13 protein-coding genes and 1 other RNA gene are annotated in these 13,069 nt (G+C 65.8%); 7 read left to right on the plus strand and 7 right to left on the minus strand.

The window, feature by feature from the left end:
• Positions 1–24: 24 nt before the first annotated feature.
• From AC1DQK_RS06625 to mscL, 3 genes are all read right to left on the minus strand, one after another.
• Entirely contained in the window at positions 25–1,845 is a 1,821-nt protein-coding gene (locus AC1DQK_RS06625) for a DUF885 domain-containing protein (RefSeq protein WP_477868640.1), read from the minus strand.
• Positions 1,846–2,125: 280 nt separating this feature from the next.
• Positions 2,126–2,466, minus strand: a transfer-messenger RNA (tmRNA) gene (gene ssrA / locus AC1DQK_RS06630).
• Between the two features lie 13 nt (positions 2,467–2,479).
• Positions 2,480–2,908, minus strand: coding sequence for a large conductance mechanosensitive channel protein MscL (gene mscL / locus AC1DQK_RS06635; RefSeq protein WP_477868642.1), 429 nt, complete (start codon positions 2,906–2,908; stop codon positions 2,480–2,482).
• A 145-nt stretch (positions 2,909–3,053) separates the two neighbouring features.
• Between mscL and AC1DQK_RS06640 the strand changes: the two genes are divergently transcribed.
• The 4 genes from AC1DQK_RS06640 to AC1DQK_RS06655 are packed head-to-tail and all read left to right on the plus strand — an operon-like array spanning position 3,054 to position 5,675.
• The gene (locus AC1DQK_RS06640; RefSeq protein WP_477868644.1) at positions 3,054–3,647 is read left to right on the plus strand and encodes a LemA family protein; all 594 of its coding nucleotides are present in this window, start codon (positions 3,054–3,056) and stop codon (positions 3,645–3,647) included.
• Positions 3,648–3,703: 56 nt separating this feature from the next.
• Positions 3,704–4,483, plus strand: a complete 780-nt coding sequence (locus AC1DQK_RS06645; protein WP_477869260.1) for a TPM domain-containing protein — start codon at positions 3,704–3,706, stop codon at positions 4,481–4,483.
• Positions 4,483–5,160: a TPM domain-containing protein gene (locus AC1DQK_RS06650; protein ID WP_477868646.1), complete on the plus strand. Its 678-nt coding sequence runs from the start codon at positions 4,483–4,485 to the stop codon at positions 5,158–5,160. The genes AC1DQK_RS06645 and AC1DQK_RS06650 overlap by 1 nt, the downstream gene beginning before the upstream one ends.
• Before the next feature lie 2 nt (positions 5,161–5,162).
• Complete coding sequence (locus AC1DQK_RS06655) at positions 5,163–5,675, plus strand: NUDIX hydrolase (RefSeq protein WP_477869262.1); 513 nt, start codon at positions 5,163–5,165, stop codon at positions 5,673–5,675.
• On the opposite strand, the gene AC1DQK_RS06660 is transcribed toward AC1DQK_RS06655, so the two are convergent.
• The 3 genes from AC1DQK_RS06660 to AC1DQK_RS06670 all read right to left on the minus strand — a co-directional run bounded on the left by AC1DQK_RS06660 (position 5,665) and on the right by AC1DQK_RS06670 (position 9,542).
• Entirely contained in the window at positions 5,665–5,964 is a 300-nt protein-coding gene (locus tag AC1DQK_RS06660) for an ETC complex I subunit (protein ID WP_477868648.1), read from the minus strand. The genes AC1DQK_RS06655 and AC1DQK_RS06660 overlap by 11 nt on opposite strands.
• Positions 5,965–6,027: 63 nt before the next feature.
• Positions 6,028–8,469: an ATP-dependent helicase HrpB gene (gene hrpB / locus AC1DQK_RS06665; RefSeq protein WP_477868650.1), complete on the minus strand. Its 2,442-nt coding sequence runs from the start codon at positions 8,467–8,469 to the stop codon at positions 6,028–6,030.
• A 59-nt stretch (positions 8,470–8,528) separates the two neighbouring features.
• Positions 8,529–9,542, minus strand: coding sequence for a polyprenyl synthetase family protein (locus AC1DQK_RS06670; RefSeq protein WP_477868652.1), 1,014 nt, complete (start codon positions 9,540–9,542; stop codon positions 8,529–8,531).
• 148 nt (positions 9,543–9,690) lie between these two features.
• Here AC1DQK_RS06670 and AC1DQK_RS06675 point away from each other — a divergent pair, with 148 nt between their 5' ends.
• On the plus strand, positions 9,691–9,972 hold the full coding sequence (locus AC1DQK_RS06675) for a chorismate mutase (RefSeq protein ID WP_477868654.1): 282 nt from the start codon (positions 9,691–9,693) through the stop codon (positions 9,970–9,972).
• Between the two features lie 196 nt (positions 9,973–10,168).
• Here the strand turns inward: AC1DQK_RS06675 and AC1DQK_RS06680 are convergent, their stop codons facing one another.
• The gene (locus AC1DQK_RS06680) at positions 10,169–11,944 is read right to left on the minus strand and encodes an ABC-F family ATP-binding cassette domain-containing protein (protein WP_477868656.1); all 1,776 of its coding nucleotides are present in this window, start codon (positions 11,942–11,944) and stop codon (positions 10,169–10,171) included.
• Between the two features lie 119 nt (positions 11,945–12,063).
• On the opposite strand from AC1DQK_RS06680, the gene AC1DQK_RS06685 reads away from it, so the two are divergent.
• The gene (locus tag AC1DQK_RS06685) at positions 12,064–12,366 is read left to right on the plus strand and encodes a PepSY domain-containing protein (RefSeq protein WP_477868658.1); all 303 of its coding nucleotides are present in this window, start codon (positions 12,064–12,066) and stop codon (positions 12,364–12,366) included.
• Positions 12,367–12,401: 35 nt separating this feature from the next.
• Positions 12,402–13,064: a response regulator transcription factor gene (locus tag AC1DQK_RS06690; RefSeq protein ID WP_477868660.1), complete on the plus strand. Its 663-nt coding sequence runs from the start codon at positions 12,402–12,404 to the stop codon at positions 13,062–13,064.
• Positions 13,065–13,069: the final 5 nt, after the last annotated feature.

A 13,069-nucleotide genomic window follows, 5' to 3' on the forward strand; every position in this document is an offset into this window, starting at 1 on the left:
CGGGAGATGTTCTGCTTGCCAACGCTACGCCCGCGCCCTTGCCTCGGCGACATGCTCCAGGATCGTCAGCGGCAGCGCGCCTTCGAGCAGCACCTCGTGGAACTGGCGGAGGTCGAACTTCGCGCCCTGGATCGCCTTGGCCCGCTCGCGCGCCTTCACCCAGCTCATATGGCCGATCTTGTAGCTGCACGCCTGGCCCGGCCAGACGCAGTAGCGATCGACCTCCCGCTGGGTGCGGGGGCGCGCGAAGCCGGTCGCCTCGATCATATAATCAGTGGCCTGTTCGCGGCTCCAGCGCTTGTAGTGGATGCCAGTATCGGTCACGAGCCGCACCGCGCGGAACAGGAAGCTCTGGAGGAAGCCGACTCGGCCGATCGGATCGCCCTCATAGACGCCCAGCTCGTCGGCGAGCTGCTCCGAATAGAGCGCCCAGCCCTCGACATAAGCGCCGAACGGCGCGTCCTTGCGCAGCATCGGGAGGTCCTTCGCCTCCTGCGCCAGGCTGATCTGGAGATGATGGCCCGGCACGCCCTCATGATAGGTCAGGCTCGGTAGGCCGTAGCGCGGCCAGTCGGCGGTATCCTTGAGGTTGATATAGTAGATGGCGCCGCGCGAGCCATCGAGCGCGGCCGAGTTGTAATAGCCGTTCGGCGCGCCGTCCTGGATGAAAGGCGGCACCCGTTTCACCTCTAGCTTCGCCTGCGGAAGCGTCGCAAAGGCCTGGGGCAGCTTCGCTTCGATCACCTTCACCAGGCCGTTGATATAGTCGATCAGCTCGGCCCGGCCGGCGTCGGTATTGGGGAAGATCTGCTTGGGGTCGTGGTTGAGCGCGGTCAGCCGCTCGCCGATCGAGCCCCGGGTCATCCCCTGCCCCTTGAGGATCGCGTCGATCTGCGACGAGATGTCGGCGACCTGTTCGCGACCGATGTTGTGGACTTCCTCGGGCGTCAGCTTGGTGGTCGTCGCGTTCATCAGCGCGTCGGCATAATATTCGTCGCCCTTGGGCAGCCGCCAGCAGCCGGCATCATGGGTCGCCGCCTTGCGCAGACCGGCGACGAGCGCGATCTGGCGGTCGAGGGCCGGAAACACCTCGCTGGTGACGATCCTCTCGGCGACAGCCTGATAGTCACCCGGGATATTCTTCTGCTTCGTCCGGCGGACGACCGATTCGACCATTACCGTGTCCGCGGCGGGCGTATCGCGCAGCGCCTTGAGCTGCGCCATTGTCAGGTCGAGCGCGAAATCCGGAGCGAAGGCGCCGTAGCGGACATCCTCCTGCTGGAAGCGCGTATTCTCGTCGAGCACCCGCGCGAACTCGCGCAGCCGGCCGACATAGGCGTCGGCGTCCGGCTTGGTCTCGATCACATGTTGCGAATCTAGGAAGTCCGGCACCTGCGAATAGGGGCCAGTCAGCTGGCTGATCGCATAGGGCGTGTAATAGCCGTCGGTGTCGCCGAACGGATATTTGCCGCCGCCCTTGGTGACCTGCTCGAAGATATAGACGATCACGTCATAGTTGAGCTGGGCCTTTGGCGAGAAGGCGGCGCGGTCGAAGCCTCGGAGCTGGGCAAGCGCGGCCCTGTCGCGGGCAAGGCTGCCCGCCTGATCGGCCTTGCTATAGCCATCCAGCCTGCTCTTCGCCGCGACGCGCGGCCCCTTGTCGAGGCCCAGGTTTGTCGCGAGTTCGGGACTGTGGTCGAGCTTCTGCTCCCACAGCGAGGCGGCGAGCGCGGAGAGCTTTTGGTCGGCCGTGTTGCCCGAATTGGCGGCAGCCTCGACCAGCCGCGGCACCGCGCCGGCAAGCAGGGCCAGGCCGGCCGAGCCGATGAATTGACGTCTATCCATGAAAATCGTCTCCCGAACGGGTTATGGCCGGGAGATTATCCGCTGATTTCCGAGGCGCAAGACTGTATTACACGAAGAAGACAGTCCCGCGCGACAGGCAGAGTGGTTCGAAGAGCCAAGCGCGAACAGCGCGTCCGAGCGCAGCGAGGATAGCCTAGGTCACGGAGGTGACCGCCGGCGCCTGAGGCCGCACAAAAGGAGTGGGGAGCTTCTGTTGCCCGGTGCTCCGAGTCTCAGAGTGGGTCGGGGGGTTCTGTTGCCCGGCCCCCCCGGGGCCGCTGGATTCCGCTTCTGTTGCCCGGTGCGGACCGAACCGCGCTAAGCCTTAGTAACTTTGTCCGTGAGGACTAGGTTACGCGGCGATCGCGAGTGCCTCGTTATCGTTAGCACTTGTAGGTTCGAACGGTTTAACGGCTCATTCAGGCCGGGCAAAAACATCGCCTTTGAATACACGTCGATCCTAGTTCGGCCCCGTCAGGAACCCCGTTGCCGGGCCTTCTGGTGGAGCCGCCGGGTACCGCCCCCGGGTCCGCTGCATCTATTTCGCGACATCATTTATCACCATAGCCGGGCGAACCCGGCAGGACCCATATAGGGGCGCGTCGCGGATATTTGAAGCCTTCGCGTGCGCGGATCAGTCCTTCCTCTTAAGTTCCGCCAATATTTCGCGCAAAAGCACAACCTCCTCCGCTGGGGCCGCCGGCGCATCCTCCTGCTTCCGCTGGAGCCGCTGCACTGCGCGCACCGCCAGGAACACGATGAACGCCACGATCAGGAAATTGACGGTAACGGTGATGAACTGGCCGAAGCCTAGCAGCGGCACGCCGGCCTTCTTGAGATCGGCGTAGCTGGTGATCGAGCCCGCGAAATCGGCGGGGATCGCGCCGAGCCGGATAAAGTGACTCGAAAAATCGAGGCCGCCGGTAAGATAGCCGATCACGGGCATGATGAGGTCGTCGGTCAGCGAGGTGATGATACGCCCGAACGCCGCGCCGATGATCACCGCCACCGCCAGATCGACGACATTGCCCTTGTTGATGAAGGCCTTGAAATCATTAAGCATGTCAGGCTCTCCTTGTGCATGTCCGAGCAGCTCGGCCGTGACGCGATCATCGCCTTCATGCAATAAAGGTCAAGCCGGGCATTGAACTCCTACGCGTCGGCAATACGTAGCGCGTTGATATAGTCGGTTCAGGGAAGACCAGCAGATGACCATCGATCGTCGTTTCTCCGCCGCCCTGCTTGCTCCGGTCGCTGCGATTGCCGTCAGTGGCTGCGGCATCAACAGCGTGCCGGCGGCGCAGGAGGAAGCCAAGGCGAAGTGGGCGGATGTCCAGACCCAGTATCAGCGCCGCGCCGACCTCATTCCCAACCTCGTCAACACCGTGAAGGGCTATGCGGCGCAGGAAAAGTCGGTGCTTACCGATGTCACCAACGCCCGCGCCCGCGCGACCAGCATCCAGCTGTCGGGCGCCGACCTGCAGGATCCGGCCAAGGTGAAGGCTTTTGCCGATGCCCAGGCGCAGCTCAGCGGCTCGCTGGGACGCCTGCTCGCCGTGTCGGAGGCCTATCCCGAGCTCAAGTCGAGTGATCAGTTCCTCGCGCTGCAGAGCCAGATTGAGGGCACCGAGAACAGAATTTCGATCGCCCGCCGCGATTATAACGAAGCGGTGCGCAGCTATAATACGCTGATCCGCACCTTCCCGACCGCGATCGGCGCCAAGGTGTTTCATGGCGCCCAGCCACTGCAGCCATTCGAAGCCAGTGCAGGTGCCGCCAACGCGCCGACCGTCACTTTTTGAGATCTGAGACGGTGTTGCACCCAGCATCTTTCCTCCCTCCCCCGAAGGGGAGGGGGATCGCTGCTTTTGTAGCACTCCTCCTCCTCTCACTCCTCACCGCTCCCGCCTTCGCGCAGAGCTTTCCTGCGCTCACCGGCCGCGTCGTCGACAACGCTCACCTTCTCCAGCCCGATCAGGCCGCCGCGCTCGACGCGAAGCTCGCGCAACTTGAGCAGCAGAGTGGCCGGCAGATGGTGGTTGCGACGATCCCTGACCTGCAGGGCTACCCGATCGAGGATTATGGCTATCAGCTCGGCCGCAAATGGGGACTCGGCGACAAGAAGGCCAATGACGGGCTGCTCCTCCTGGTCGCGCCCAATGAGCGGAAGGTGCGGATCGAGGTCGGCTACGGCCTCGAACCGATCGTCACCGACGCCTTGTCGAGCGTCATCATCCAGCGAAACATCCTGCCCAGATTCCGTGACAAGGACATGGCCGGCGGTATTCTCGCCGGCAGTAACGCGCTGGTGCAGCTCCTCCAGCTTCCGCCCGACCAGGCCCGGGCGCAGGCCGCGAAGCTCGTCGCCGAGGACCGCCAGAAGCAGGAAAGCGGCCCGCCGCTCTCGCTGATCTTCTGGATAATCGTGCTGCTCTTCATCTTTGGGTCGAGCATCGCCAACCGCTTCGGCGGTGGTCGGCGCTATCGCGGCGGCGGCGGGCCAGTCATCCTCTGGGGCCCCGGCTGGGGCGGAGGCGGCGGCGGCTGGGGCGGCGGTTCCGGGGGCGGCTGGGGCGGCGGCGGCTTTTCGGGCGGCGGCGGTTCGTTCGGCGGCGGCGGATCGTCGGGGAGTTGGTGATGCAGAAGATCAGCATCGACGAACAGGACATCGAGCTCGTCACCCAGGCTGTCACTGAGGCCGAAAGCCGTTCGGACGCCGAGATCGCGACGATCGTTGCCGAACGCTCGGACAATTATAACGACGTGCCGCTGGTATGGGCGGCGCTGGTCGCTTTGCTCGCGCTGGCCGTCTATGCCGCCTTCCCCGACGTCTATGTCGGCTTGATCGACCGGTTGAGCGGAGGCTGGCACATCTGGACGCCGCGCGAGCTGCTGACCATTATGGTCTTCGCCGCGACGATCAAATTCCTGTTCACGCGCTTCATCATCGCCTGGTGGCCGCTGCGCATGGTCTTCACGCCGGGCAAGACCAAGACGCGGCGCGTGCGCAGCCGCGCTATCGCCCTGTTCAAGGCATCGACCGAGCGGCGCACGCGCAGTCGTACCGGGGTGCTGGTCTACCTGTCGATCGCCGAGCACCGTGCCGAGATCGTTGCAGACGAGGCGATCGTCGCGAAGGTTGCGCCCGAAGCCTGGGGCGCGGCGATGGCGCTGCTGGTCGATCACCTCAAGGAAGACCGGCCGGGCGAGGGGATGGCGGCGGCCGTCAGCGCGATCGGCGACGTTCTTGCCGAGCATTTCCCACACAGCGGCAACGACCCCGACGAGATGCCGAACAGGATGATCTACCTGTGACGATGCAAGTCGAGACGATGTGGCAGGGCCGCTTCATCACTGCAAAGCGCGAAGGCCAGTGGGAATATGTCGGCCGCGCCCGGGGCATCCGCGCCGCGGTGATCGTAGCGATCGACGACGGCCACATCCTGCTGGTCGAGCAATATCGCGTGCCGCTCAAGGCGAACTGCATCGAACTGCCCGCCGGGCTGATCGGCGACGAAACCGCGGGCGAGGCGATGGAGACCGCCGCCGCGCGCGAGCTGGAGGAGGAGACCGGCTACCGCCCCGCGCGAATCGAGGCGATCGGTGAATTCGCGTCGTCACCCGGGATGGTTTCGGAGACCTTCACCCTGGTTCGCGCGACGGGGCTGGAGAGGGTGCATGACGGCGGCGGCGTCGAGGGCGAGAACATCATCGTCCACCGGGTCGCCTTGGATGCGGTAGCGGATTTTCTCGAGCGCCAGCGTGCGCTGGGCAAGATGATGGACGTGAAGCTGCTACTGCTGCTGGGCGGTGGTATAGTTAAAGATTGATCGGCCCGACCTGGAAATTGTCGGCATAAGCCTGCAGCTTGAGCGTCCGCGCCCCACCAGCAACGACATGGGCGGTCAGGCCCTCCCGTTCGGCATAGGCGCGCGCAGCGTCCAATGTCGGGAAGGCCAGCTTGACCTGTCCGCGGGTGTCGCCCGACCCGGTCCACCCGGTCAGCGGATCGGCGCGCTTGGCTTCGGTCGGCTCATATTCGAGAATCCAGCTATCGGTCCGGGCACGGCCCGACTGCATCGCATTCTTGGTGAGCTGATAGATGCGCGCATGCGCCATGTGGACTGTCCCGAACGGCGTTGATATATGCGAGAGAGCCTTGCCGCAGCGCAGCGACGCTCGTCAAGACCGCTGCATCGCCTTCTTCGTCCTGAGCGTCGGATCGGCCCCCGCCGGATCGTCCGGCCATGGGTGCCGGGGATAGCGGCCGCGCATCTCCTTGGCGACGGCGGTCCAGCTGCCGGACCAGAAGCCGGGCAGGTCCTTGGTCGTCTGGATCGGCCGCCCGGCCGGCGAGGTCAGTCGCAAGGTGAGCGGCACGCTTCCGCCGCCCACCATCGGATGTGAAGACAGGCCGAACAGCGCTTGCGGGCGGATCTCGACCGCCGGACCTCCTTCCGCCGCATAGTCGATCGGATGACGGCTGCCGGCCGGCGACACAAGATGCTCTGGCGCGAGCCGATCGAGCACCTGCCGTCCATCCCAACCGAGCAGATCGTGGAGCGCATGCGACAGGCTGGCGGCAGAAATGTCCGTAAGCCGCCGCTTGCCCTCGACCAATGGCGCGAGCCAATCGTCGAGGGTCAGGATCAGGGTGGCGTCCGACAGGTCGGGCACGTCGCCGCCATGATCCGCCGCGAAGGCCGCCCTCGCTCGCAGCGCCGTCACGCCCTCGGGCCACTCGATCAGTTCGAGCCCGCGCGTGCGCACCGCATCGAGCAAGGCCGCGCTGATCATGGCGGGGGAGGTACTCTCGTCGCGGCCCGAGGCGAGCACGATCGCACCGAGCCGGCGCTCGCGCCTTGCCTCGACCGCTCCCGTCGCGGGATCGAAGCGGGCGGTGCGGCGGATCTCGATGCGATCAGCGAACAGCCTCTCGACCTCCGCCGCGGAGATCGGCGCTGCCGACAATATCCTCGCACCCGACGCCGCACCCTGGATTTCCGCCACCGCCAGCCAGTCGTTGCGCGCGAGCGGCGATGTCGGATCGAGCCGGAAGCCCCGCCCACCGCTGGATATCCAGTCTTCTCCTGACGCGGAGCGGCGCTTGGCGACGCGATCCGGATAGGCCAGCGCCACCGCCGCGGCTATCATCGAGTCGTCGCGACCGCGCTGGCCGACGAGCCGTGCCCAGCGTCCCGCCAGCTGCCGTGCCCCTTCGGCGCGCTTGCCGCGCTCGCTGCGCCAGCGCCGCAGCCGCAGCTCGAGATCGGCGTCCTGGCCGCCAAGTCCGCGCTCCGACAGCAGCACGGCCACTTCCGCCGCCGTCTCGGCAAAGCCCTGCTCGCCGGCCCGGATCATCATATGGCCCAGTCGGGGCGATAATGGCAGGCCGGCTATCGCCTTGCCATGCGGCGTAGGCCGGCCGTCGGCGTCGATCGCCTCGAGCCGGGCCAGCCGCTCGCGCGCCTCGCCGATCGCGGCAGGCGGCGGCGGATCGAGCCAGCGCAGCATCGCCGGATCGGCGACGCCCCACAGCGCGCAGTCCAGCGTCAGGGCGGACAGATCGGTCTCCAGTATCTCGGGCGGATCGAAGCGCGGCAATCCCGCCGTGGCCGCTGCTTCCCACAGGCGATAGACCACGCCCGGCTGCTGCCGCCCAGCGCGGCCGGCGCGCTGCGTCACCGATGCCTGGCTCGCGCGCTCGGTGACCAGCCGGGTCATCCCGGCAGCGCGATCATAGCGCGGCCGCCGGGCAAGTCCCGAATCGACGACGATTCGCAGGCCGTCGATGGTGACGCTGGTCTCGGCGATCGAGGTGGCGAGCACAAGCTTGCGCATACCCGGCGGCGATGGCGCGATCGCAGCCCGCTGCTCGGCAGGATCGAGCGATCCGTGCAGCCGGTGAAGAACCAGGTCCTCGGGCAGGCCGATCAGCCGCTCGGCCGTGCGCTCGATTTCGGCGACACCCGGCAGGAAGGCCAGCAGGCTTCCGCTCTCTTCGGCCAGTGCACGGCGGATCGCCGCCGCCATCTCGTCCTCGATCCGCTTCTCGGCCGATCGGGCGATGTGGCGGAGTTCGATCGGAAAAGCCCGGCCTTCGCTCTCGATCAGCGGCGCACCGCCGAGAAGATCGGCGAACCGTCCGCCATCGAGCGTCGCCGACATCGCGACGATGCGGAGGTCGGGCCGCAGCGCCGCCTGGGCATCCAGCGCCAGCGCCAGGCCGAAATCACTGTCGAGGCTGCGTTCGTGCACTTCGTCGAACAGCACCGCCGACACGCCGGGCAAATCGGGATCGGCCTGGATGCGGTTGACGAAAATCCCCTCGGTGACGACCATGATCCGCGTCGCCGCCGACTGTTTGCTGTCGAGCCGGGTGGCATAGCCGACCGACTTGCCGACCGGCTCCCCGGCGAGCTCGGCCATGCGCTCGGCAGCGGCGCGGGCGGCGAGGCGGCGTGGGGACAGCAGCAGGATCTGTCCGTCGCACCAGACCTGACCCACCAGCGCCGGCGCCACGGCGGTGGTCTTGCCCGCGCCCGGCGGCGCGACCAGCACCGCATTGGACTGCACGGCGAGCGCGGCAATGAGATCGGGCAGGACGGCGTCGATCGGCAACATGGCGGAGGTGTGGCAGACTTGCAGCGATCCGTCATCCCGGCGCGCGCCGGAAGGAGAGTTCAATAGGCGCGCGACACCGCGAACTGGGCGGCCTCGACCAGCGCGGACTTGGCCAGGCCATTCGGGAAGCGCGCCAGCGCGTCGATGGCGCGCTGCGAATAATGGCGCGCACGCGCCGCCGTGTCGGCCAACGCTCCGGTTTCGCGCAGGATCGCCGTCGCCCGGACCAGATCCTCGTCCTCGTTGCGCAAGCCCTCGATCGCCTCGCGCAGGAATTCGCGATCGACGGCGCCGGCGCGGGCGAAGGCCAGGATCACCGGCAAGGTCACCTTGCCGTCGCGGAAATCGTCACCGGCGTCCTTGCCCATCGTCGCACCGTCGGAGACATAATCGATCACATCGTCGACCAGCTGGAAGGCGATGCCGAGGTGGCGGCCATATTGGTCGAGCGCCTCCTCGATCGCGGGTTCGCGCTCCGCCACCACCGCGGCGATGCGGCAGGCAGCGGCAAACAGGATCGCGGTCTTGGCGGTGATGATCTCGAGATAGCGTTCTTCGCTGGTATCGATCCGGCGTTGCGCCGTCAGCTGGTTGACCTCGCCCTCCGCAATAACCGCAGAAGCATTGGAGAGGATGCGCAGCACCCTGAGCGATCCATCCTCCACCATCAGCTCGAACGACCGGCTGAACAGGAAATCGCCGACGAGGACGCTGGCGGCATTGCCCCAGATCATATTAGCGGTGCTGCGCCCGCGGCGCAGGCCCGACTGGTCGACGACATCGTCGTGCAGCAGGGTGGCGGTGTGGATGAACTCGACGGTGGCGGCCAGCTTGTGGTGCCGCTCGCCGCTATAATCGAGCAGCTTCGCGCAGGCGAGGGTCAGCATCGGCCGCATCCGCTTGCCGCCGCCGGCGATCAGATGGCCAGCCAGCTCGGGGATGAGCGGCACGTCCGATTGCATTCGCGCCAGAATGACGCTGTTCACGGCGTTCATGTCGGAAGCGACCAGCGCCATGATCGGATCAAGCGAGGGCGTCGACGCGCGGCGGATCGGGGTGACGGTAGCAGTCATGGGCCAGCCCATGAGCCCCGATCGCGCGAAAGGCAATATGGCGGCGATATGAACAGGACTTTCGAGCCGTTGCGGATCAAACTCCGTGCTTGCCAAGCCCGGCCCCGATCAACATTAGACGCAAGCAGCAATAGCGAGGGGCGGCGGCATGACAGACGATATCCTGAATCGCTACCGGGAAAGCATCGACAACATCGATGCGGCGCTGATCTTCATGCTGGCGGAGCGCTTCAAGGTCACCAAGGCGGTCGGCGAATATAAGGCCACCACCGGCCTGCCTCCTGCCGATCCCGCCCGCGAGAAAATCCAGATCGAGCGGCTGCGCACGCTGGCCAAGAGCGCCAATCTCGATCCGGATTTTTCCGAGAAATTCCTGCGCTTCATCATCGACGAGGTGATTCACCATCATCGCCAGGCGAAGGGTATTTAGTTTAGCCTCAGACGCCGGCGGTCGCATCCGCGACCTTGGCTTGCCTCGCTATGCTCGGACGCGCTGCACGCGCTTGCCTCTTCGAACCACTGGAGCTTTGCGGTGGTGGAGGCGGAGCCGAGAAGCCGCGAAAAGCGGCCCGAGCTTATGCGAGGAAGCCAAGCAGGGCGGACGCCCTGCGCCTGACGTTTGAGGGCTATAGACTGTCAGCCATCTCGGCCAGTTCCAGCCAGCGCAGCTCGGCTTCTTCCTTCTTCGTCCGTGCCGCTTCGATCGCCTGCATCAGCGCGTCGAACTTTTTCGGGTTCTTGGCATAGAGATCAGGATCGGCCAGCGCTGCTTCGTCGCGCATGATCGCCGCCTCCAGCTTTTCGATCTCGACCGGCAGCAGTTCGAGGTCGCGTTGGTCCTTGTAGCTCAGCTTCGTCCTCGCCTTTGCCGGAGCCGGCGGCTCCGCCTTCGGCGCTGCGGCGCGCTTCGGTTCGCTGCGGCCGGTCCGCTGCCGCTCCCAGTCCTCATAGCCGCCGGCCACGATGTCGACCTTGCCCGAGCCGTCGAGACCGAGGGTCACCGTCACCGTCCGGTCGAGGAAGTCGCGATCGTGGCTGACGATCAGGACGGTGCCCTCATAATCCGAGATAACCTCCTGGAGCAGATCAAGCGTCTCGAGGTCGAGATCGTTGGTCGGCTCGTCGAGCACCAGCAGGTTCGACGGGCGGGCGAACTCGCGCGCCAACAGGACGCGCGAGCGTTCGCCGCCGGACAGCGTGCCGATCTTGGCTTCCGCGATGGAGGGCTCGAACAGGAATTCCTTGAGATAGCCGTGGACATGCTTCCGGACGCCCTGGACATCGATCCAGTCGCCGCCATCGGCGAGCACGTCGCGGACCCGCTTGTCGGGCGCCATCAGCTTGCGCTGCTGATCGATGACGATGCCGTTCAGGGTCTTCGACAGCTTGATCCGCCCTTCATCGGGCATCAACTCCCCGGTCAACAGCTTGAGCAGGGTCGACTTGCCGGTGCCGTTCGCGCCGACCACGCCGATTCGATCGCCGCGCGTCACGCGGAAGCTGAAATCCTTGATGATGGTGCGTGCCTCGAAACGCTTGGTGACATGCTCGGCATCGATGACAACCTTCGTCTTCACGTCGTCGACGGCGATGGCGAGCCGGGCGGTGCCGGGCGGGCCGAGCATCGCCTTGCGCTGCTCGCGCATCTCGTAGAGCTTGGTGAGCCGTCCCTGGTTGCGCCGCCGCCGCGCCGTGACGCCACGCAGCTTCCAATGCTCCTCGATCTTGAGCTTGGCGTCGAGCCGTTCGGCGTTTCTCGCCTCCTCCTCATAGACACGCTCGGTCCACGCATCGAATCCGCCGAAGCCGACCTCGTGGCGGCGGATCGCGCCGCGGTCGAGCCACAGGGTCTGGCGGGTCAGCCGAGTCAGGAAGGTCCGGTCATGGCTGATCGCGATGAACGCGCCGGTAAAGCGGCCGAGCCAGCCCTCCAGCCATTCGATCGCGGCGAGATCGAGATGATTGGTCGGCTCGTCGAGCAGCAGTACGTCCGGCTCCATCGCCAGCGCGCGGGCAATCGCGGCGCGGCGGCGTTCGCCACCGCTGGCGCTTGCCGCCTCGCGCGACAGGTCGATGCCGATCTGGTCGGCAATCGCCTCGACCTCGTGCAGCGCCGGCGCGTCGGGGCCTGCCATTGCGAAATCACGCAGCGTCGTGTGGCCCGCCATCGACGGTTCCTGCTCAAGCAGCACCACGCGCGAGCCCGGCACGATGGTGCGGAGCCCCTCGTCGGCGTCGATCGTGCCGGCCAGGAGTTTGAGCAAGGTGGTCTTGCCGGCGCCGTTGCGGCCGATCAGCGCGAGCCGGTCGCGTGGCGCGACATAGAGGTCGAGCCCGCGAAACAGCCAGCCGCTGCCCTGCACGAGGCCGAGATTCTGATAGGCGAGTATAGGTGCGGGCATAAGCCGTCGGAGGCCTGTTCTGGGGTGTCTTCGATCGGCAACAGGTTGCCGGTTTTCGCTAAAGCACGAACATTCATGCCCTATTCAAGCCCCAGACCCTATGCCAATACCCCATGTCAATGCGTAACCCCCTTGCCGCCATGTGTCTGGCGATCTTCTTTCTCGCCAGCGCGCCGGTCTCGGCGGATCGCAATCGCTCGCCTGAACAGGATGCTTTGCGCAACGGTGTGCGCTCGGGCGAGCTCCTGCCCTATCAGGAGATGCGCGCGCGCGCGCAGGGCCGGGTCGATGGCCAAATGATCGGTTCGGAGTTCGATCCGGGAACAGGACGCTACCGTTTCAAGTTTCAGCGGGGCGGATCGGTGATATGGATGGACATGGACGGCCGCACCGGACGCGAACTGGGCCGCGTCGGTCAATAAGCGGCACCTGCCAAGGCGCCTGAAAAGGGGAATATATGCGCGTCCTGATCGTCGAGGATGAACCGAATCTCGGCCGGCAATTGCGGGCGACGCTCGAAGGCGCCGGCTATGCGATCGATCTCGCCACCGATGGCGAGGATGGGCATTTTCTGGGCTCCACCGAGAATTATGACGCGATCATCCTCGATCTCGGCTTGCCCGAGGTCGACGGGTTGACGGTGCTGGACCGATGGCGGCGCGAGGGCAGGGATACGCCGGTGCTGGTGCTGACAGCGCGCGACAGCTGGTCGGACAAGGTCGCCGGGCTCGATGCCGGTGCCGATGATTATCTCGCAAAGCCGTTCCAGACCGAAGAGTTGATCGCGCGGTTGCGGGCGCTGATCCGCCGCGCTTCGGGCAATGCATCGTCGGAACTGACCGCGGGCGATGTCCGCCTCGACACGCGCAGCGGCAAGGTAACGCTCGCGGGCGAACCGGTGAAGCTGACGGCGCAGGAATATAAGCTGCTCAGCTATCTGCTCCATCACAAGGGCAAGGTGGTCAGCCGCACCGAACTGATCGAGCATATCTACGACCAGGATTTCGACCGTGATTCGAACACCATCGAGGTGTTCGTCACACGGATAAGAAAGAAGCTCGGCCAGGATGTGATCACGACGATCCGCGGGCTCGGCTATTCGCTGGATGATCCGGCCTAAGGCTG

The organism is Rhizorhabdus sp. P4_G5 (assembly GCF_056401065.1).